The sequence below is a fragment of the Aeromicrobium sp. UBA7512 genome, from assembly GCF_002476985.1.
GTDB classification, from domain to species: domain Bacteria; phylum Actinomycetota; class Actinomycetes; order Propionibacteriales; family Nocardioidaceae; genus Aeromicrobium; species Aeromicrobium phoceense.
This window is the reverse complement of sequence record NZ_DLNK01000007.1, coordinates 18,038-37,607: the sequence shown is the minus strand read 5'-3', so window position 1 is coordinate 37,607 and position 19,570 is coordinate 18,038. Positions and strand designations below refer to the sequence as shown.

At 71.7% G+C, this 19,570-nt stretch carries 21 protein-coding genes; 9 read left to right on the top strand and 12 right to left on the bottom strand.

Going from position 1 to position 19,570, the window contains the following annotated elements:
* Window positions 1-109 precede the first annotated feature (109 nt).
* From B2363_RS11160 to B2363_RS11150, 3 genes are all read right to left on the bottom strand, one after another.
* Window positions 110-2,161: an MMPL family transporter gene (locus tag B2363_RS11160; protein ID WP_286930215.1), complete on the bottom strand. Its 2,052-nt coding sequence runs from the start codon at window positions 2,159-2,161 to the stop codon at window positions 110-112.
* Window positions 2,162-2,229: 68 nt separating this feature from the next.
* Complete coding sequence (locus B2363_RS11155) at window positions 2,230-3,306, bottom strand: Glu/Leu/Phe/Val dehydrogenase dimerization domain-containing protein (RefSeq protein ID WP_286930213.1); 1,077 nt, start codon at window positions 3,304-3,306, stop codon at window positions 2,230-2,232.
* Between the two features lie 90 nt (window positions 3,307-3,396).
* Window positions 3,397-4,218 (bottom strand): SDR family NAD(P)-dependent oxidoreductase, encoded by an 822-nt coding sequence (locus B2363_RS11150; protein WP_286930211.1) that lies wholly within the window; start codon window positions 4,216-4,218, stop codon window positions 3,397-3,399.
* A 41-nt stretch (window positions 4,219-4,259) separates the two neighbouring features.
* Between B2363_RS11150 and B2363_RS11145 the strand changes: the two genes are divergently transcribed.
* Window positions 4,260-5,153, top strand: a complete 894-nt coding sequence (locus B2363_RS11145) for a sterol desaturase family protein (protein ID WP_286930209.1) — start codon at window positions 4,260-4,262, stop codon at window positions 5,151-5,153.
* 74 nt (window positions 5,154-5,227) lie between these two features.
* Window positions 5,228-6,082: a hypothetical protein gene (locus tag B2363_RS11140; RefSeq protein WP_286930207.1), complete on the top strand. Its 855-nt coding sequence runs from the start codon at window positions 5,228-5,230 to the stop codon at window positions 6,080-6,082.
* Between the two features lie 22 nt (window positions 6,083-6,104).
* Here the strand turns inward: B2363_RS11140 and B2363_RS11135 are convergent, their stop codons facing one another.
* The gene (locus B2363_RS11135) at window positions 6,105-6,845 is read right to left on the bottom strand and encodes an SDR family NAD(P)-dependent oxidoreductase (RefSeq protein ID WP_286930204.1); all 741 of its coding nucleotides are present in this window, start codon (window positions 6,843-6,845) and stop codon (window positions 6,105-6,107) included.
* Window positions 6,846-6,871: 26 nt separating this feature from the next.
* On the opposite strand from B2363_RS11135, the gene mshA reads away from it, so the two are divergent.
* The 4 genes from mshA to B2363_RS11115 are packed head-to-tail and all read left to right on the top strand — an operon-like array spanning window position 6,872 to window position 9,934.
* Window positions 6,872-8,098, top strand: coding sequence for a D-inositol-3-phosphate glycosyltransferase (gene mshA / locus B2363_RS11130; RefSeq protein WP_286930202.1), 1,227 nt, complete (start codon window positions 6,872-6,874; stop codon window positions 8,096-8,098).
* Window positions 8,095-8,580: a YbjN domain-containing protein gene (locus B2363_RS11125; protein ID WP_181754237.1), complete on the top strand. Its 486-nt coding sequence runs from the start codon at window positions 8,095-8,097 to the stop codon at window positions 8,578-8,580. Before mshA ends, B2363_RS11125 begins: the two co-directional genes overlap by 4 nt.
* Before the next feature lie 3 nt (window positions 8,581-8,583).
* Window positions 8,584-9,156 carry a DsbA family oxidoreductase gene (locus B2363_RS11120; protein WP_286930199.1) on the top strand — a complete coding sequence of 191 codons (573 nt, stop codon included), beginning with the start codon at window positions 8,584-8,586 and terminating at the stop codon, window positions 9,154-9,156.
* 34 nt (window positions 9,157-9,190) lie between these two features.
* Window positions 9,191-9,934, top strand: coding sequence for a phosphoglyceromutase (locus tag B2363_RS11115; protein ID WP_286930197.1), 744 nt, complete (start codon window positions 9,191-9,193; stop codon window positions 9,932-9,934).
* On the opposite strand, the gene B2363_RS11110 is transcribed toward B2363_RS11115, so the two are convergent.
* Window positions 9,935-10,612, bottom strand: a complete 678-nt coding sequence (locus B2363_RS11110; protein ID WP_078699966.1) for a response regulator transcription factor — start codon at window positions 10,610-10,612, stop codon at window positions 9,935-9,937. It lies immediately after the preceding gene.
* On the bottom strand, window positions 10,609-11,742 hold the full coding sequence (locus B2363_RS11105) for a sensor histidine kinase (protein ID WP_286930193.1): 1,134 nt from the start codon (window positions 11,740-11,742) through the stop codon (window positions 10,609-10,611). The genes B2363_RS11110 and B2363_RS11105 overlap by 4 nt, the downstream gene beginning before the upstream one ends.
* Window positions 11,743-11,875: 133 nt before the next feature.
* On the opposite strand from B2363_RS11105, the gene phoU reads away from it, so the two are divergent.
* Window positions 11,876-12,523 carry a phosphate signaling complex protein PhoU gene (gene phoU / locus B2363_RS11100; RefSeq protein ID WP_181754249.1) on the top strand — a complete coding sequence of 216 codons (648 nt, stop codon included), beginning with the start codon at window positions 11,876-11,878 and terminating at the stop codon, window positions 12,521-12,523.
* Window positions 12,524-12,584: 61 nt separating this feature from the next.
* Here phoU and B2363_RS11095 read toward each other — a convergent pair whose 3' ends face one another.
* Complete coding sequence (locus tag B2363_RS11095; protein ID WP_286930190.1) at window positions 12,585-13,148, bottom strand: hypothetical protein; 564 nt, start codon at window positions 13,146-13,148, stop codon at window positions 12,585-12,587.
* Window positions 13,149-13,241: 93 nt separating this feature from the next.
* Here B2363_RS11095 and B2363_RS11090 point away from each other — a divergent pair, with 93 nt between their 5' ends.
* Window positions 13,242-13,727 carry a CarD family transcriptional regulator gene (locus B2363_RS11090; RefSeq protein WP_181754253.1) on the top strand — a complete coding sequence of 162 codons (486 nt, stop codon included), beginning with the start codon at window positions 13,242-13,244 and terminating at the stop codon, window positions 13,725-13,727.
* Between the two features lie 63 nt (window positions 13,728-13,790).
* On the opposite strand, the gene B2363_RS11085 is transcribed toward B2363_RS11090, so the two are convergent.
* The gene (locus B2363_RS11085; protein WP_286930187.1) at window positions 13,791-14,387 is read right to left on the bottom strand and encodes a TetR/AcrR family transcriptional regulator; all 597 of its coding nucleotides are present in this window, start codon (window positions 14,385-14,387) and stop codon (window positions 13,791-13,793) included.
* 44 nt (window positions 14,388-14,431) lie between these two features.
* Between B2363_RS11085 and B2363_RS11080 the strand changes: the two genes are divergently transcribed.
* The gene (locus B2363_RS11080) at window positions 14,432-15,616 is read left to right on the top strand and encodes an oxygenase MpaB family protein (protein WP_286930184.1); all 1,185 of its coding nucleotides are present in this window, start codon (window positions 14,432-14,434) and stop codon (window positions 15,614-15,616) included.
* A gap of 12 nt (window positions 15,617-15,628) precedes the next feature.
* On the opposite strand, the gene disA is transcribed toward B2363_RS11080, so the two are convergent.
* The 4 genes from disA to B2363_RS11060 are packed head-to-tail and all read right to left on the bottom strand — an operon-like array spanning window position 15,629 to window position 19,540.
* Window positions 15,629-16,690 carry a DNA integrity scanning diadenylate cyclase DisA gene (gene disA, locus B2363_RS11075; RefSeq protein ID WP_181754257.1) on the bottom strand — a complete coding sequence of 354 codons (1,062 nt, stop codon included), beginning with the start codon at window positions 16,688-16,690 and terminating at the stop codon, window positions 15,629-15,631.
* Between the two features lie 40 nt (window positions 16,691-16,730).
* Window positions 16,731-18,080, bottom strand: coding sequence for a DNA repair protein RadA (gene radA, locus B2363_RS11070; RefSeq protein WP_181754259.1), 1,350 nt, complete (start codon window positions 18,078-18,080; stop codon window positions 16,731-16,733).
* A 38-nt stretch (window positions 18,081-18,118) separates the two neighbouring features.
* Complete coding sequence (locus B2363_RS11065) at window positions 18,119-18,757, bottom strand: VOC family protein (protein WP_181754261.1); 639 nt, start codon at window positions 18,755-18,757, stop codon at window positions 18,119-18,121.
* A gap of 42 nt (window positions 18,758-18,799) precedes the next feature.
* The gene (locus B2363_RS11060; protein WP_181754264.1) at window positions 18,800-19,540 is read right to left on the bottom strand and encodes a hypothetical protein; all 741 of its coding nucleotides are present in this window, start codon (window positions 19,538-19,540) and stop codon (window positions 18,800-18,802) included.
* Window positions 19,541-19,570: the final 30 nt, after the last annotated feature.

The window sequence follows — 19,570 nt, the reverse complement described above, 5'->3', positions numbered from 1 at the left end:
TAGGGCGAACTTCTCCCTGGTGTCGGCTCTCTCCAGCGCCTGCATCGGACATCGAGCTCACGACCCGTGGGGCACCTCTGTGCCCCACGGGTGCTCGGCGTTCCCGCCCTCAGCGTGAGAGCTTGCTCGGCCACCAGAAGCGGCGGCCGCACAGCGCGACGAGGGCCGGCGTCGCCACACCGCGCACCAGCACGGTGTCGAGCAGCACGCCGAACCCGACCACGACGCCCAACTGGGCCAGCAGCACGAGCGGCAGCACGCCCAGCACGGTGAAGACGGCGGCCAGGAGCACGCCCGCACTGGTGATCACGCCGCCGGTCACGGCCAGCGCCTTGACGATCGATCCGGTCGCGTCGCCGGTGAGGGCCATCTCCTCGCGCGCCCGCGCGGTGAGGAAAATGTTGTAGTCCACGCCCAGCGCGACCAGGAAGATGAAGGCCAGCAGCGGCGTGCTGACGTCCATCGCCGACCAGCCCAGGACGTGGTCGAACAGCAGCCAGCCCACGCCGAGCGCCGACAGGTACGACAGCACGGTGGTGGCGCACAGGATCACCGCGGCCACGACGGAGCGCAGCAGGACCAGCAGCATGATCAGCACGATGGCCAGCACGATGGGGATCACCGTGGCGCGGTCGTCCGCGGCGGTCTGTGCCTCGTCCAGCGCCTGGGCGTCCGGGCCGCCGACGAGGGCGTCGGGATCGACGTCCTGGACCGCGGTGCGCAGGTCCTCGATGGCGGTGAGGGCCCCATCGCTCTCGGGTGCGACCGACAGCACGACCTGGACCTCGGCCACGTCGTCGGAGGCGCCGGCCGGTCGGGCGCTCTCGACGCCGGAGACCTCGCTCGCGGCGGCCGTGACGGCCTCGACCTGATCGGGCGAGGTGGCCACGACGGTGGGCGCCGAGATGCCGGCGGGGAAGCCGTCCTGCAGCGTCTCCTGCGCCTGGATCGACTCGGGCGTGTCGAGGAACTGCTCGCTCTGGCCGAGGCCGGTGGTGAGGGTGAGGGCACCGGCGGCCATGGCCGTCAGGACGCCCAGGGAGGCGATGGCGACGGGCCAGGGGCGCGATGTGACGGTGCCGCCGACGCGGAACCACCAGCCGCGCTCGGACGGGTCCTCGTCGCCGTTGCGCGGCACGAACGGCCAGAACAGCCAGCGGCCCGGCAGGACCATCGCCGAGGGCAGCACGAGCAGGGCGAACGCCACCGCGATGACGATGCCGATCGCGCCGGCCAGGCCGATGCCGCTGACGAACGGCGAGTCGGCGATCAGGAGGGACAGCAGGGCCAGGACCACGGTGCCGGAGCTGGACAGGATCGCGGGGGCGGCCCCGCCCACGGCGGTCTGCATCGCCTCGTGGCGCGAGTCGTGGCGGCGCAGCTCCTCGCGGTAGCGCGCGATCAGCAGCAGCGCGTAGTTCGTGCCCGCGCCGAAGACGAGGACCGAGGTGATGCCGGTGATCGAGCCGTCGATCTCGAAGCCGAAGGCCCCGGAGATGCCCTCGAGCGTGCGGGCGGCGACGCGGTCGCCGATGCCGATGACGGTCAGCGGGACGAGCCACAGCCACGGGCTGCGGTAGGTGATGATCAGCAGCACCGCCACGACGGCGGCGGTGACGGCGAGGAGGCGCACGTCGGCGCCGTCGAACACCGCACCGAGGTCGGCCTGGACCGCCGGGGCGCCGGTGACCTCGGCCTTCACGCCGTCGGGCAGGTCGGCGCGGGCGACCTCACGGATCTGCTCGACCAGCTCGGCGTTGTCGTCATTGCTCAGGCCGGTCTTCACCGGGATCGCGACGATCGCGGCCGCACCGTTCTCCGACGGCACGGGCGGGCTCGCCTCGAGGTCCAGCTCCGCGCCGATCGCCTGCGAGCGCTCGCCGAGCGCCGTGAGGTCCTCGGGGGAGAGCCCGCCCTCGCGGGAGAACACGACGATCGCCGGTGCCTCGTCGGCCTGGGGCAGCTCGTCGAGCAGTGCCGCGGCGCGCGCGGACTCGGCCGACTCGGGCAGGTTGGAGCCGGCCTCGTTGCCGGAGGTGGGCTCCGGGGCGAACGCCATGATCAGGCCGGAGACGATCAGCCCCAGCAGCACCACGACGATGGATCGGCGCGGCCCCACGAGGCGCGCGAGCGGAAAGGACCGATGGTCGACGGGAGGCACGCTAGAAGGCTAGGCGATCTAACTAAATCTCAGGTACATCGGGATGCCCACCGGTCCTCCCGCCGGCGTCAGGGCAGCCGGATCTGCGCCAGCCGCCCGATCTCACGGATGCGCTGCTCGGCCTGGCGGTCGGCGGCCTCGGCGGTGGTGATGCCCTCGCTCGCCGCGCGCTCCAGGACGGCCAGCGTGGTGTCGAAGATGCCGGTGGCCCGCGCCTTCGCGCGGTCGAAGGAGAAGCCGCTCGGGTCGAGCTCGTCGGCGACCTGGATGACGCCGCCGGAGTTCACGCAGTAGTCCGGCGCGTAGACGATCCCGCGGTCCGTCACGAGCTTGCCGATGCCGTCGTGCGCCAGCTGGTTGTTCGCGGCTCCGGCCACGACACGCGCCGTGAGGGCCTCGACCGACGACTCGTTGAGCGCTCCGCCCAGCGCGCACGGCGCGTAGACGTCGAGGTCGGCGGCGATCAGCGCCTCGGTGGACTCGGCGACCTCGAGGCCCGGGTACTGCTCGACCAGGCGAGCGACGGCGGCCGGGTCGATGTCGGTGACGACCACCTGGGCATCCTCCTGCACGAGGTGGGCGGTCAGGTGACGCCCGACCTTGCCCACGCCGGCGATGCCGACGCGCTTGCCGGCCAGGGACGTGTCGCCCCACGCGAACTGCGCCGAGGCGCGCATGCCCTGGTAGACGCCGAAGGCGGTCAGGACGCTGGAGTCGCCGGCGCCGCCGTGCTCGACGGTGCGTCCGGTGACGTAGTCGCACTCGCGGGCGATGACGTCCATGTCGGTGGAGAACGTGCCCACGTCGCACGCGGTGAAGTACCGGCCCGCGAGGGTCTGGACGAAGCGGCCGTAGGCGCGCAGGAGGGCCTCGGACTTGTCGGTGCGCGGGTCGCCGATGATCACGGCCTTGCCGCCGCCGAGGTCGAGCCCGGCGAGGGCGTTCTTGTAGGCCATGCCCTGGCTGAGGTTGAGCACGTCGGCCAGCGCGTCACCCTCGCTGGCGTACGGGAAGAACCGGGTGCCGCCGAGGCCGGGACCGAGGGCGGTGGAGTAGAGGGCGATGATCGCCCGCAGTCCGGAGGCCTCGTCGTGGCAGAAGACGACTTGCTCGTGGTGGGTGCCGAAGCTGCTGGGCGTGCTCATGCTTCCTCTTCCTGGGCTGGCGGGGGTGGTGCCGGCCTGTCGGTTGCGGTGGTGTCGCGCGGCCGGGGGTGGTGGCCGCTGTGACCCACGCTACTCGCGAACGTCGCCGGCGGCGGCACGACGTGCGAGGTTGCGGTCCATGCGCCGGAAGAACGGCGCGGTCGCCCGCGTCACGACGCCGGGCAGCAGGGCCATCGACGTCTCGCCGGCCACGCCGAACGCGCTCGTGATCCGCGAGGGACGTGACACGACCGCGCGCTCGATCCACCGGCCGGCCTCGTCCGGGCTCATCATCGACATCGCGCGGTAGATCTCGGTGCCCCCGGACATCTCGGTGCGCACCATCGGGAAGTGCACGGTGCTCGTGGTGATGCCGCGGTGCCCCAGCTCGGCCGACAGCGAGCGCACGTAGGACTCCAGCGCGCTCTTGCTGGCCAGGTAGGCCGAGAACAGGGGGATCGGCACCTGGGTCGACAGGGTCGAGCTGACCACGACGTGGCCACGTCCGGTGGCGAGCATCGACGGCAGCACGAGGTGGATGAGGCGCACGGCGGCGAAGTAGTTGATCGCCATGACGCGCTCGTGGTCGTGCAGGCGGTCGAGCGAGTCCACGATGGGGCGCCGGATCGAGCGCGCGGCGTTGCTGACGAGGACGTCGATGCGGCCGTGGTCGGCCAGGATGCGCTCGACGGCCGAGCGGGTGGACGCCTCGTCGGTGAGGTCGACCGGATGGGCGTGGGCATCGCCGCCCTCGGCCCGGATCGCCGCGGCGACGGCCTCCAGCTCGGCCTCGCGCCGGGCCAGCAGGCACACCGTCGCACCGCGAGCGGCGAGCCGGCGCGCGGCCGCGGCGCCGATGCCGCTGGAGGAGCCCGTGATGACGACGACCTGCCCGGCCGGATCGATGCCCATGCGTTGTGATGGTAGTCACAGTGTTCGCGTATCGTGATGGGGTGCTGGCCGAACTCCTGGACCCGATGAAGAACCCGTTGACCTACGCGGTGCCGTTCTTCGTGCTGAGCATCGCGATCGAGCTGGCAGCGCTGAAGTGGCTCGACCACGACGACAACGTCACGGGCTACGCCTTCAAGGACGCGCGCACCTCGATCTCGATGGGCATCGGCTCGATCCTGTTCCTGACGGTCTTCAAGATCATCACGTTCTTCGCGTTCGTCTTCGTGTTCGCCCATTTCGCCCTGTTCGAGCTGGACGTCTCGGCCTGGTGGTACTGGCCGGCGCTGCTCGTCGGACTCGACTTCTGCTACTACTGGCACCACCGCTTCAGCCACCGCGTGCGGATCGGCTGGGCCGGCCACCAGTCGCACCACTCCAGCGAGTTCATGAACTTCGGGACCGCGCTGCGGCAGAAGTGGAACCCGTGGTTCGAGTTCTTCTTCTGGCTGCCGCTCCCGCTGCTGGGGTTCGCGCCGTGGACCCTGTTCGCCGCCTTCGCGATCAACTTGATCTACCAGTTCTTCGTGCACACCGAGGTCGTCGGCAAGCTGCCGCGGCCGATCGAGTGGGTGTTCAACACCCCCTCCCACCACCGCGTGCACCACGGCTCCGACCCCGAGTACCTCGACAAGAACTACGGCGGCATCCTCATCGTCTGGGACCGGATGTTCGGCACCTTCCAGCGCGAGCTGCACCGTCCGCGATACGGGCTCACGCATCCGGTCGAGACCTACAACATCCTCACGCTGCAGTACGGCGACTACCGCAAGATGGCCGCCGACGTGAGGTCGGCGTCCACGTGGCGCGAGAAGGTCGGCTACGTGCTCGGCCCGCCCGGGTGGAAGCCCGACGGCACGATCGACCGAGGCCGCACCGAGGCCGGCACGCACTGAGACGCGGCGGGCGCATGAGCCCCGATCCTCCTAGGCTGGCAGCACCGACTCCGCACCACCGAGAGGATCCCCCGATGGCCAAGAGCAAGGTCGAGAAGAAGCTCCGCGACACGATCTCCACGATCAACGACCTGCGAGGTGAGCTCAAGAAGGTCCGCAAGGCGGCCGAGAAGGCGGCGGCCCAGCAGATCGACAAGGCCACCCGGTCGTCCTCCGCCGAGCTGAAGAAGGTGCGCGAGGAGGTGGCCCAGGTCCGCGACACGACGGCGAAGCAGATCGCCGACCTGACCGCGATGGTCGCCCGCCTCGCCCCCGACCTCGTCAAGCCCGGAGGCTCGGCCACGCCGCCGCCGGCCGAGGCCACCGCGGCCCCGGCCGAGACCGGCTCGGACCGGCCGCACGGCGACCCCCTGGGCGAGGCTGCGGCACAGAGCGTTCCGGCGAAGAAGGCCGGGGCGAAGAAGACGACCGCGAAGAAGGCCACGCTGCCGGACTCCGCCACCGAGGCCGACGACAGGCTCTCCTTCGCCGGCGAGGCACTGGCCGCGTCGGACGCGAGCGGGCCCGTCGACCCCGAGGTGCCCGGCACCGCTCCGACGGCCGAGGTGACGCCGGAGCCGGCCGTGAAGGCCGCGGCGAAGCGCCCGGCCGCCGCCAGGAAGACGCCCGCCACGAAGTCCCCGGCGAAGAAGACCACCACCGCGAAGAAGACCGCGACCGCGAAGAAGACCGCGACCGCGAAGAAGACCGCGACCAAGAAGGCGCCGGCGAAGAAGGCCGGCGCGACGTCCACCGCGAAGCGCACGGCCTCGCCGGGCCGCAAGACCGCCGCGCGCAAGGCCACGACCGCCACCGGGACCACGTCGCCCACGTCACCTCCGGCCACGCCGCAGAACCCGGCCAGCGCGGACGCTCCCGCGTCCGACTGAGAGGACCCGCCGGCCCTGCCACTCACTGGGGCCGGCGGTGCACCTTCCACTGCGCGGCCTGGGCGACCGGCTTGATGACCATCAGGTCGACGTCCACGTGCCGCGGCCGCGTGGCGACCCACGTGATCGCGTCGGCGATGTCCTCGGCCACGAGCGGCTCGTCCACGCCCGCGTAGACGGCGTCGGCGCGCGTGCTGTCGCCGTCGAAGCGGGTCAGGCTGAACTCCTCGGTCCGGACCATGCCCGGCGCGATCTCCGTGATCCGCACGGGCTGTCCGTTGAGCTCGAGCCTCAGGGTCTCGGTGACGGCGGCCAGGGCGTGCTTGGCCGCGGTGTAGCCGCCGCCGCCCTCGTAGGTCACCCGGCCCGCGGTGGAGCCGACGTTGATGATCGTGCCGGCACCGGAGTTGATCAACGCCGGCGTCAGCGCCTTCGTCACCGCGACGGTGCCGAGGACGTTCGTCTCGTACATCCAGCGCCAGTCGTCCAGGTCGGCCTCGGTGACGTCCTCGAGGCCCTTCGCGCCGCCGGCGTTGTTGACGAGCAGGTCGAGCCGGTCGCCGACGGCCTCGGCCAGCCGGGCCACGTCGTCGGGGTTCGTGATGTCGCACGGCAGTGCGATGGCGTCGATCTCCTCGGCGAGCCGCTCGATGCGGTCGCGTCGGCGGGCGGCGGCCAGGACGGTGTAGCCGGCGGCCGACAGGGCGCGGGCCGTGGCCTCGCCGATCCCGCTGCTGGCTCCGGTGACGACGGCTGTGGGCATGGGGACAGCGTGCCAGAATGGATCGCATGGCTGCCCGAGGGATCCGTCGTGTCGCAATGCTGTCGGCGCACACCTCCCCCCTCGACCAGCCGGGCACCGGCGACGCGGGCGGCATGAACGTCTACGTCCTCGAGCTCTCGCGCCGGCTGGCCGCCCGCGGCATCGAGGTCGAGGTCTTCACCCGGGCCACCTCCCGCCATCTGCCTCCGGTCGTCGAGGCCGACGAGGGCATCCGCGTGCACCACGTCGCCGCCGGTCCCTTCGAGGGACTGACGAAGGGCGACCTGCCGAGCCAGCTCTGCTCGTTCGTCCGCGACGTGCTGCGCGTCGAGGCCTGGCACGAGCCGGGCTACTTCGATCTCGTCCACTCCCACTACTGGCTCTCGGGCCAGGTCGGCACGGTCCTGCGCGAGCGCTGGGGCGTCCCGCTCGTGCACTCGATGCACACGATGGCCAAGGTCAAGAACGCGTCGCTCGCGGCCGGCGACCGTCCCGAGCCCGTCGGCCGGGTCGCCGGTGAGGAGGAGATCGTCCGGTTCGCCGACCGGCTGATCGCCAACACCGCCGAGGAGCGGCGCGAGCTGATCGACCTGTACGAGGCCGACCCGCGCGCGGTCGCGGTCGTGCACCCCGGTGTCGACCTCGACGTCTTCAGCGCGAGCGAGCCCGACGACGAGCCGCCGCTCGTGGTCTTCGCCGGCCGGATCCAGCCGCTCAAGGCACCCGACGTGGTGCTGCACGCCTCGGCGCTGCTCGACGTGCCGCACCGGGTCGCGATCATCGGCGGGCCGTCCGGCAGCGGGCTGGACCGCCCCACCGAGCTCACCGACCTCGCCCACGAGCTGGGCATCGCCGACCGGGTGGAGTTCGTCCCCACGGTCACCCAGGCCGAGCTGGCCACCTGGTACTCGCGGGCCGCGGTCGTCTGCGTCCCGTCGTACAGCGAGTCGTTCGGGCTCGTCGCGATCGAGGCCCAGGCCTGCGGCACCCCCGTGGTCGCCGCGGCGGTCGGCGGCCTCACCACGGCCGTCGCCGACGGCGTCACCGGCACGCTCGTCGACGGGCACGACCCGGCCGCCTACGCGGCGGCGCTGCGGCCGTACCTCGCCGACCCGGAGTTCCGGTCCGACGCCGGCGCCAAGGCCGTGCGCCACGCGGAGTCGTTCGGCTGGGACGTCACCGCCGAGCGCACCCTCGACGTCTATGCCGCCGCCCTGCACGATCGCGAGGCGGCGCGGGAGGAGGCAGGATGACCGACGTTCGCGACGTGATCGTCAGCTCGCTCGACGACGCCGGCCTGGAGTACGTGCGCCACGGGCAGGACGTGTTCGAGGTCGAGCTGCCGGGGGAACGCAAGCTCAAGACCACGTGCCGCCTCGAGGTGGGCCGGCACGCGCTCGGCGTCCACGCCTTCGTGGCGCGCAACCCCGACGAGAACCACGAGGCCGTCTACCGCTGGATGCTGGAGCGCAACCTCAAGCTGTTCGGCGTCGCCTTCGCGATCGACTCCGCGGGCGACATCTACCTCGACGGCCGGCTGCCGCTGGAGGCGGTCACCGCCGACGAGCTCGACCGCCTGCTGGGCTCGGTGCTGTCGTACGCTGACGAGTCCTTCAACACGATCCTCGAGCTCGGCTTCGCCTCGAGCATCCGCAAGGAGTGGCGCTGGCGCGAGTCCCGGGGTGAGCCCACGCGCAACCTCGACGCGTTCCGCCACCTGCGTCCCCAGGACTGAGCCGTGAAAGCCATCGTCTTCGCCGACGTCGTCGGCGCCTGGTCCTACGTCGGCGCCGTGCGCTTCGAGCGCGCCGCGGCGCTGTTCACGATCCTGACCGGTGAGCCGGTCGAGGTCTCCTATCGGGCCGCCACCTTCGACGCCTCCGCCCCGGCCGACGACGTCGTCGCCGCCGCTCGCATCACCGGCATCGACCTCAACGTCGACGAGGTGGTGCCGGCCGACTCCACCGACGCGTGGCGCCTCCTGACGTGGGCGGCGGAGTCCGGGCCCGAGGTCCAGCGCGAGCTCCTGCACCAGCTGTGGCGGGCCCACTTCCTCGAGGGCGCCGACATCGCCGACGGCTTCGTGCTGGCCAGCCGTGCCGCCCTCGTGGGGCTCGACCTGGAGACCTCCGAGGCCCTCCTGGCGAGCGACGAGCTGGTGGTCGAGGTGGGGGAGCAGCGGACCACCGCCGCCGCCATCGGGGCCGACGCCGCGCCGTTCGTCGTGGTCGAGGCGCGCTACACGCTCGCGGGCGTGCACTCGCAGGACGACTACCTGCGGGCCCTGCAGTCCATCACCGCGCAGTCCTGAGCCGGGCTCCCGGGCGCGGCACTAGGCTGTCGCCATGAGCACCTTGATCCTGCTGCGTCATGGTCACAGCGAGTGGAACGCCCTCAACCTGTTCACCGGATGGGTCGACGTCGACCTCAACGAGCAGGGGCTCCAGGAGGCGCTGCGCGCCCCGGAGCTGCTGCGCGAGGCGGGCCTGCTGCCCGACGTCTCGCACACCTCGCTGCTGCGGCGCGCGATCCGCACGGCCGAGATCACCCTGAACGGCATCGACCGCCACTGGATCCCCGTGAAGCGCAGCTGGCGCCTCAACGAGCGCCACTACGGCGCCCTGCAGGGCAAGGACAAGAAGGCGACCCTCGAGGAGTTCGGCGAGGAGCAGTTCATGACGTGGCGGCGCTCGTACTCCACGCCCCCGCCGGCGCTGGCCGACGACTCGGAGTTCAGCCAGGTGGGCGACGCCCGCTACGCCGACCTGCCGAACGAGCTGATGCCGCGCACCGAGTGCCTGGCCGACGTGCTCGTGCGGATGCTGCCGTACTGGTACGACCAGATCGTTCCCGACCTCCGCGCCGACAAGACGGTGCTCGTCACCGCGCACGGCAACTCGCTGCGCGCGCTGGTGAAGCACCTCGACGGGCTCGGTGAGGAGGAGGTCGTGGGACTGAACATCCCCACCGGCATCCCGCTGGTCTACGACCTCGACGACGACCTCAAGCCCACGCAGCGCGGGGGCCAGTACCTCGACCCCGACGCCGCGGCGGCCGCCATCGCCGCCGTGGCCAACCAGGGCCGCTGACTAGGCGTACTTGTAGCCCAGCCCCCGCACGGTCGTGAGGATCGTGGGGTGGGCCGGGTCGTCCTCGATCTTGGCGCGCAGGCGCTTGACGTGGACGTCGAGGGTCTTCGTGTCGCCCACGTAGTCGGCGCCCCACACCCGGTCGATCAGCTGGCCGCGGGTCAGGACGCGACCACTGTTGCGCAGGAAGAACTCGAGCAGCTCGAACTCCTTGAGCGGCAGCTTCACCTCTCCGCCGTCGACCGTGACCAGGTGACGGTCAACGTCCATCCGAACGCCGCCGACCTCGATCACCGCGTCGTCGTCGACCTCCTCGGGCGCGCCGCGACGCAGCACCGCCCGGATCCGCGCCACCAGCTCACGCGGGGAGTAGGGCTTGGTGACGTAGTCGTCCGCTCCCAGCTCGAGCCCGACGACCTTGTCGACCTCGGTGTCCTTCGCACTGACCATGATGATCGGCACCGAGGACGTCTGGCGGATCGTGCGGCACACCTCCGTGCCCGACAGCCCCGGCAGCATGAGGTCCAGCAGGACGATGTCGGCACCGCCGCGCTCGAACGCGGTCAGCGCGTCGGGGCCGGTCTCGGCGACCGCGACGTCGTAGCCCTCCTTGCGCAGGACGTACGACAGGGCCTCGCTGTAGCTGGCCTCGTCCTCGACGATCAGGACCTTGGTCACTCGAACTCTCCTTCATCGACGTCCCGCGCCGGCAGTACCAGCGTGAAGGACGAACCGAGGCCTGGTTCACTCCAGACCTCGACGGAGCCGCCGTTGCCGGCGGCGACATGCTTGACGATCGACAGGCCCAGGCCCGTGCCCCCGGTGGCGCGGGCGCGCGCCGGGTCGACCCGGTAGAACCGCTCGAAGATCCGGTCCTGCTCCTCCGGCGGGATGCCCACGCCGTGGTCGGAGACGGTGATGCGGATGTCCTCGCCGTCGCCCGTGGCGGAGACCGCGACGACCGAGCTGTCGGGGCTGTAGGTGACGGCGTTCTCGACGAGGTTGCTGACCGCGGCGTGCAGCTGGGCCCGGTCGCCCTGGACGTAGAGGTCGGGCTGGACGTCCTGCGAGATGGCGATGGACTTGGCTTCCGCGTCGGTGAGCGAGTGCTCGATCGCCTCGGCCACGAGCTCGCCGACCTTCACGAGCGCGGCATCGTCGCTGGCGACGTCGGCCTGCAGCCGGGACAGGTCGATGATCTGCTGCACGAGGCGAGTCAGGCGCTCACCCTCGGTCTGCATGCGGCCCGCGAACCGGTCGACCGCCTCGGGGTCGTCGCGCGCCTCGCTGACCGCCTCGGCGAGCAGGCTGATCGCGCCGATGGGGGTCTTCAGCTCGTGGCTGACGTTGGCGACGAAGTCGCGGCGCAGGGCCTCGACGCGCTGCTCGCTCGTGCGGTCCTCCACGAGAGCGAGCATGAGCCCGTGCGACAGCGGCGCGACCCGGGCGCGGACGTAGACGAGCGGCCGGCGGCGGATGCGGATCTCGAACTCGTCCTCGCGGACCTCGCCGTCGCGGCGGACCTGCCGGACCAGGTCGAGCAGCTCACCGCTGCGCAGCCGGTCGTCGTCGGTGACCAGGCCGAGAGCGATCGCCGGCGCGGAGGCGCGCAGGACGCGCTCCTCCTGGTCGAGGACCACGGCCGAGGACCGCAGCACCGACAGCACGGTCGCGATGTCCGGCGGGACGGCCGCGGCGGGAGCGGGCGGGACGACCTCCTGGGATCGCTCGGAGAACCGCCACACGTACGTGATCACGGCGCCGAGCACGATGCCGGCAGCGCCGGCCAGGATCTGGGAGACCTCCACGGGACCGATCGTAGGCCGACGACACGCGCCGGCCACCATCGCGGCGGGCCCGAGAGGCACGGTTTCCGCTGGCGTTCACCCCCCGTTCACCGCAGGTCGTCTCGCATTCATGCGGCGCGCCTACCGTCGAGCCATGCGCGACCAGTACTACGAGCAGCTCGACGTCATCGTCGACGAGCTCGTCCTCATCACCGACCGGGTGCGAACCGCGGTGGCCGACGCCACGACCGCACTGCTCGACACCGACATCGCCACCGCCGAGGCGGTCATCGGCTCCGACCGTGGCATCGAGGAGGCGATCGACGAGGTGGAGGAGCGGGCCCTCGTGCTGCTGGCGACCCAGCAGCCCGTCGCCACCGACCTGCGGCAGCTCGTCTCGACCCTGCGGATGGTGGCCGACCTGCAGCGCATGAGCGCGCTGGCCGTCCACGTCTCCAAGATCGCCCGCCGCCGCGCGCCCGAGGCGGCCGTGCCGCTGCCGGTGCAGCCGCTCATCCGTGACATGGCGCGGGTCGCCCACTCGATGATCGGGTCGGCTGCCCGGATCGTCTCCGAGCGCGACCTCGGCGCGGCCGCCGAGCTCGAGATCGAGGACGACGAGATGGACCGCCTGCGCCAGGAGCTCTTCCGGGTCCTGCTCGACGGGACGTGGGAGCACGGCGTCGACACGGCGATCGACCTCGCTCTGCTGGGTCGCTACTACGAGCGCATCGGCGACCACGCCGTCAGCATGGCCCGCCGCGTCGTCTACCTCGTGACGGGCGAGCTTCCCGTCGCCTGACCTGCGGAACGCGAACGGCCCCGGCGATCGCCGGGGCCGTTCGTCGTGCTCGGGGTGAGGATCACGACGAGGGCGGGGACGTGTCCTTCTGCTCGACGTCGGACTGGTCCTCGCCGCCCTCGGCCGGGTCGGACTCCTGCTCCTGGACGGCCTTGGCCTCGCCGGTGGGCCGCTTCGCGACGTCGGCGTACATCTCGGTGCGGGCCACGACCGGGACCTCGATGCTGACGTCCCCACCGGGGGTGGCCGCGAAGCTGATGACCACGTAGTCGCCGGCCGCGATGTCGCTCTTGACGACGATCTCGCCCGCCGTGCCCAGCGTCAGCAGCGTGTCGGGCTTCAGCGTGATCGGACGGGCCAGCTTCTTCGCGGCGCCGTCGACCGTGACCGACTCGATGGTCTGGTTCTCGGTGGACAGCAGGCCGCCGGAGAAGGTGGCGGTGCCGTCGGCGTTGTCCACGAATAGTCCGTTGTAGACGCCGATCGGGCCCGTGCGCAGGTTCGAGCCGACAGCGGCTTGGTACTGCTGGTTCGTCTGGGCGCCGAAGCTGGTGCCGCAGGCGGAGAGCGCGAACGGGGCGGCGACGGCCAGGGCGATGGCGGCAAGGGTGCGACGTGTGCTCACGCAGGCATGGTATCCGGGGCACCCGGGAGCGAAGGCAGGCAGGGTACTCGTTCCGCCATGTTATTCTGGTCACCTAGGAAAGGTGCTTTCTCCATGGCTTTCTCTGTCGGCGAAACCGTCGTGTACCCCAATCATGGCGCGGCGGTGATCGAAGACATCGAGGTCCGGAACATCAAGGGCGTGGACCGCACGTACCTCGTTCTCCGGATCATCGCTCAGAACGATCTGGTCGTCCGCGTCCCCTCCGACAACGTCGATCTCGTGGGCGTCCGCGACGTGGTCGATGAAGCAGGACTCGAGCGGGTCTTCAGCGTGCTCCGTGCCGAGCACGTCGAGGAGCCCACCAACTGGTCCCGACGTTACAAGGCGAACCTGGAGAAGCTGCACTCCGGCGACGTCCTCAAGGTGGCCGAGGTCGTGCGCGACCTCTGGCGCCGCGATCACGAGCGCGGCCTCTCGGCCGGCGAGAAGCGGATGCTGGCCAAGGCGCGTCAGATCCTCGTCTCCGAGCTCGCGCTCGCCGAGAACACGAACGAGGACAAGGCCGAGATCCGTCTCGACGAGGTCCTCGCCTCCTGACGCAGCAACCCATTCACTGACGAGCGCCCGGCTTCGGCCGGGCGCTCGTCTGTTGTGGCGCGGTCACCACCAGGTCAGGCCGAGGGCGACGAGGTCCTCCACGAGCTCCTCGCGAGTCAGGGGAGGATCGTCGTCCAGCACGAAGCTCACGGCCAGCGACTCCACCGCCAGGACGATCAGCCACGAGGAGCGGGCCGGGTCGCGACGCCGGGCGCCGGGAGGCTGCCGGCCGCCGAGGTAGGCGCGCAGCACGTCGCGCACCCGTCGCTCCAGGCCGAGTCGGTCGTCGAGGTGACGCGACGCCGGCAGCTCCTGCCACACCACGCGCAGCAGTGTGGGGTCGCGCTCGAGTGCCGAAAGCAGGGCCTCGGCCGTCGCCCGGGCCATCGCCTCGGGATCCTCGTGCACGTGGTCGACCAGTGAGGCGACCACGTCCTCGGCGAGCCGGTCGACGTACCGCGCGGTGACCTCCTCGACGATCGAGGCCTTGTCGGGGAAGTACTGGTACAGCGAGCCGGGGCTCACCCGGGCCCGGTCGGCCACGCGGTTCGTGGTGAGCCGGTCGTAGCCGTCGGCCACCAGCACCTCGCGGGCCGCGGCGACGATCCGGTCGACCATGTCGCGCGAGCGCTGCTGACGGGGGAGCTTCCTCAGGGCCATGACGCGAATTGTATGCGAGCAATTACTCGTGTCACGGTGTCGTCATGACGACGGTCCAGAGTCCGCCCGCCCGCTTCCGGGCCGGGGGAGAGCGCAACGTGAGGCTGGGCCGGGTGCTCAAGGTCCTCGCCGGGGTGCGTGAGGTCGACGAGCTCCTGATGGCGCGGATCGGCCGGGGGTTCACCCAGCGCGACGAGCTGGGCGCTCGGCTGGCTGCGGCGATGCGCCTGCCGGTCGGCGATCCCGAGCGCGTGTCCATGGCGCAGTTCCGCTCCGCGCTGGAGCACGGCGTCGACGCCGAGGCGCCGCCCGCGCTCGCGGAGTTCGTGGGGACCTTGCGGGAGGACCCGCCCTGGCTCAACCGTGACCTGGTGGAGGAGGGGGCGCGGGTCTTCCGGCGCTTCGGGCGGAACGCGGCCGACGTGCTGCTGCAGCTCTCGCTGATCGGCGGCTACCGGTTCGGCGGGCCTCCGGACCTGCTCGTGGCGACCGGAGCGCTGGCCGGGGAGAGCACGCAGCGTCGGCTCGCCGAGACCCAGTCGTGGGCGGTGGCGGTGACGACGGCCGGCGGCCTCGACGTGCACGGCGAGGGCTGGCGCACGACGGCGCACGTGCGGGCGATGCACGCGCTGGTGAACCACACGTTCGAGCCGCGGTGGGACGTCGAGCGGTGGGGCCTGCCGATCAACCAGGCCGACCAGGCGGGCACGCTCGGCCTGTTCGACGGCACGGTGCTGATCGGGGTGAAGGCGCTCGGGGTGCCGGTGGGCCAGGACGACTCACGTGCCGTGATGCACCTGTGGAAGTACGTGGGCTGGCTGATGGGCGTGGACGAGCCGTGGCTGGTGGACTCCGAACGCGAGCGCCAGCGGATCAACTACCACGTCGTGCTGGCCCAGGACGGGATCACCGAAGCGGGACCGCGGCTCTCGCAGGACATCATCGCCGTGCTCGGCCGGTTGCCGCACGGGCGCTGGAAGACCGAGCGCACCCTCAGCATGCTGAGCCTGTTCCTCGGCCGCGAGAGCATGCGCGAGCTCGGACTGCCGTGGCGACCTCCGTGGGCGCACGTGATGCTCTGGGTGGCCAACTCGGCGCGGCACCGGGTGCTGGGGCGGCTGCCCGGCGGGAGGTGGCGCCTCGAGGAGAGCGGCGCCCGCGTCGCGCAGAAGATCCTCGCGGAGTACTACGCGTCCGACGACCGCGCCGTGGCCGATCTGCCCACCTGAGCCGCCGCATTCTCAGACGTAGCGCTCCAGAATGCTGGACTCGGCGAGGCGGGAGAGGCCGTCGCGCACGCCGCGGGCCCGCAGGTCGCCCACGCCCTCGACGGCCTGGAGGTCGTCGAGGCTGGCGCCCAGCAGGCGCTGCAGCGTGCCGAAGTGCGTGATGAGGCGCTCCACCACCGAGCCGGGCAGGCGCGGGATGCGCGCGAGCAGCCGGTAGCCGTGCGGCGAGACCGAGGCGTCGAGCGAGTTGCCGTCGCCGATCTGCAGGGCGGCGGCGACGACACCGAGGTCGAGCACCTCCTGCGACTCCAGCGCGGCCAGCTCGTCGAGGACCTTGACCACCTGGTCGTCGGCGCCGGCGGGCAGGTAGTCGCGCACCACGAGGGTGCGCTCGGACTCGACCCCGCCGACGAGCTCGTTGAGCTGCAGCGACAGCAGGCGGCCGTCGGAGCCGAGCTCGAGGACGTACATGTCGATCTCGTCCGAGATGCGTCGCACCATCTCGAGACGCTGGGCCACCGCGGTGACGTCGCGGACGGTGACGAGGTCCTCGACCTCGAGCGCCGAGAGCGCGTCGGACACCTCGTCGAGGCGGGTGCGGTAGCGCTCGAGCGTCTGCAGCGCCTGGTTCGCGCGGCTGACGACGACCGTGGGCTCCTCGAGGACGTAGCGCTGGTCGTCCTGGTAGAGCGCGATCGTGTGCATCGACGCCGACACGGAGATCACCGGGACGCCGGTCTGCCGGGCCACGCGCTCGGCGGTGCGGTGGCGGGTGCCGGACTCGGTGGTGGGGATCGACGGGTCGGGCATGAGGTGCACCGCGGCCCGCATGATCCGCGTGGCCGAGGAGTCCAGGATGATCGCGCCGTCCATCTTCGCCAGCTCGCGGACGCCGGTGGCCGTGAAGGGCACGTCGAGGGCGAAGCCGCCCGTGGAGATCGAGTCGACGATCCGGTCCTGGCCGATCACGATCAGGGCGCCGGTGCGCCCGCGCATGATGCGCTCGAGTCCCTCACGCAGCGCCGTTCCGGGCGCGACGGAGGTGAGTGTGGCCCTCAGGTCCGGAACCGCCACGACATCCCCCGCTCTCGGTCATGGACGTGGTCGCCTCATCCTAGGGCAGCGCCCGGAGCGCGGCGGCCAGATCTCCGGTTCGCAGCACCTTGAGGCCTACGCGGTCGAGGTTCTCGCTGCCCATGGGGACGATCGCGTGGGTGAAGCCGATCCGCGCGGCCTCGCGCAGCCGGGCCTCCAGCCCGCGCACGGGACGGACCTCGCCGGCGAGTCCGACCTCGCCGATGGCGACGAGCCCGCCGGGCAGCGGCGAGCCACCCGCGGCCGAGATGACGGCCAGCGCAACGGCCAGGTCGACCGACGGCTCGTGCAGGCGGGCACCGCCGACCGAGGCGGTGTAGACGTCCTGGTTGCCCAGCGAGACACCGGTCTTGCTCAGCACCGCCAGCAGCATCGCGACGCGGGAGGAGTCCAGGCCGCTGGAGGAGCGCCGGGGCGACGGCGTGGTGGCGGCGACGGTGAGGGCCTGGACCTCGGCCAGCAGCGGCCGGCGCCCCTCCATCGTGACCGTGACGCACGTGCCCGGGACCGGGGACTCGTGACGCGAGACGAACAGCCCCGTCGGATCGGGCACCTCGACGATCCCGGCGTCGACGAGGTCGAAGCACCCGATCTCGTCGACCGGGCCGAACCGGTTCTTGGTGGCGCGCAGCAGCCGCAGCCGGCTGGTGCGGTCGCCCTCGAACTGCAGGACGACGTCGACGAGGTGCTCGAGGACGCGGGGGCCGGCGACCGACCCGTCCTTGGTGACGTGGCCGACCAGGAGGGTGGCGATGCCCTCGGCCTTGGCGCGCCCGATCACCGTGGCAGCGACCTCACGCACCTGGGTGACACCGCCGGGGACGCCCTCGATCGAGGCCGACCCGATGGTCTGGACCGAGTCGACGATCAGCAGGCTGGGCTTGACCGCGTCGATGTGGGTGAGCAGGCCGCCGAGGTCGGTTTCGGCGGCGAGGAAGAGCTCGTCGGCCAGGGCGCCGGTGCGCTCGGCACGCAGCCGGACCTGGGCGGCGGACTCCTCGCCCGAGACGTACAGCGTGCGGCGGCCGGCGCGGGCCCAGCGTGCGGCCACCTCGAGCAGCAGCGTGGACTTGCCCACGCCCGGCTCGCCCGCCATCAGCATCACGGCACCGGAGACGACACCACCGCCGAGGACGCGGTCGAGCTCGGGGATGCCCGAGCCCACGGAGGCCGCCTCCGTGGCGGTGACCTGGGCGATCGGGACGGCGGGGCTGGAGACCGGGCCGGCCGTCGTGCGGCCGTTGCGCGAACTGCCGCCGACGACGTCGACGGTGCCCCACGCCTGGCACTCGCCGCAGCGGCCGACCCACTTGGCGGTGGTCCAGCCGCACTCGGAGCAGGCGAACGCGGAGGCGGTCTTCGGTGGCATGGAAGGAGCCTAGACGCGAGGTCCGACAGACCTCGGGATCAGATGCGGACGGTCCCGTCGGGCGTCTCGAACTCGGCCGCGAGGATGCCCGGCGCGCCGTTCGGGGCGACCCACCGGACCTCGATCTGCTCGAGGGCGCCGACGGCCGGCTCGCCCAGCCAGTCGGCCAGGCGCTCGGGGCTTCCGGCGATCTCCAGGCCGACGAGCGCGATCTCGGTCTCGGCCATCTGCGAGGGGTGCTCCTCGGGCGGCACGCCCCAGCTCATGACGAACGGCAGCTGCGGATCCGCGCGCATGCCGTGGACGCCGATCTGCTGCCACGTGAGGTTGTAGCCGTCGGGACGGTGGCGGTTGCCCGGCACGGCGTGACGGCCGATGCGGTGCTCCACGGACGTGATGTCGTCGACCGAGACGCACCAGCCCATCCAGCCGCCGCCGAGCTCGGAGCGTGCCTTGACGGCCTGGCCGAAGGGCGCCTTGTCGGAGGCGGGGTGCTCGAGCGCCTCGACGACCTCGAGGTACTGACGGTTCCTCAGCGGCAGGATCATGTTGTTGGTGCCGAAGCGGGGATGGACGCCGCCGGCCTGGAACACGGCGCCGAACTTCTCACTCAGCTCGGTCGTGGTCTCGATGAGACCGGCCGGACCGACTGCGAACGACAGATGATCGAGGTGCATACGGCATTGTTGCCCGTCATGTGATCGCGGTCGCAGTCAGGGTCACCTTGGGTCGGCGGGGTGCGGCACCGGCCGTCCCGCCGCGACGAAGCGCTCGCAGTGGACGACGAGCTCGGCGTAGCCGGCCTCGCCCATCAGCGCCGTCAGCTCGGCGCGATTGCCGACGTAGACCGGGTCGGCAGCCACGTGGGCCTCGGTGTTCGACGAGCAGTACCAGTCGAGGTCGGCGCCGCCCGGGCCCCACCCGGCGCGGGTGTACTCGCCGATGCTGACCTCGGTGTAGGACGAGCCGTCGCCCGGGTCGACCTCGCGGAACTGACGTCGCAGGGGCAGCTGCCAGCACACGTCGGGCTTCGTCGTGTGGGGCTCGAGGCCGGTGGCCAGGGCGTGGGCGTGCAGCGCGCAGCCGTAGCCGCCGGGGAAGTCGCGGGAGTTGTGGAAGATGCAGGCGCCGTCCGCGACGCGCGTCTTCAGCTCGCCGTCCTGGTCGCGCTCGGTCCACCCGTCGCGGTGCCCCAGGTCGTGCAGCTCCCACTCGGTGGGGTCCAGCCGCTCCACGAAGCCGGCCACCCGGGCGTGGTCGTCCTCGTCGCTGAAGTGGGCCCCGAGGGTGCAGCAGCCCGAGTCGGGGGCGTCCGCGTAGATGCCAGGGCAGCCGGCGCCGAAGATGCAGGTCCACCGCGACGTGAGCCACGTGAGGTCGCAGCGGAAGACCTCGGTGGCGTCGTCGGGGTTCGCGAACTCCACGAAGGAGCGGGGAAATCCCAGGTCGACCTCGGGCACGGTCACACAGTAGGTCACGTGGCGGCGCCA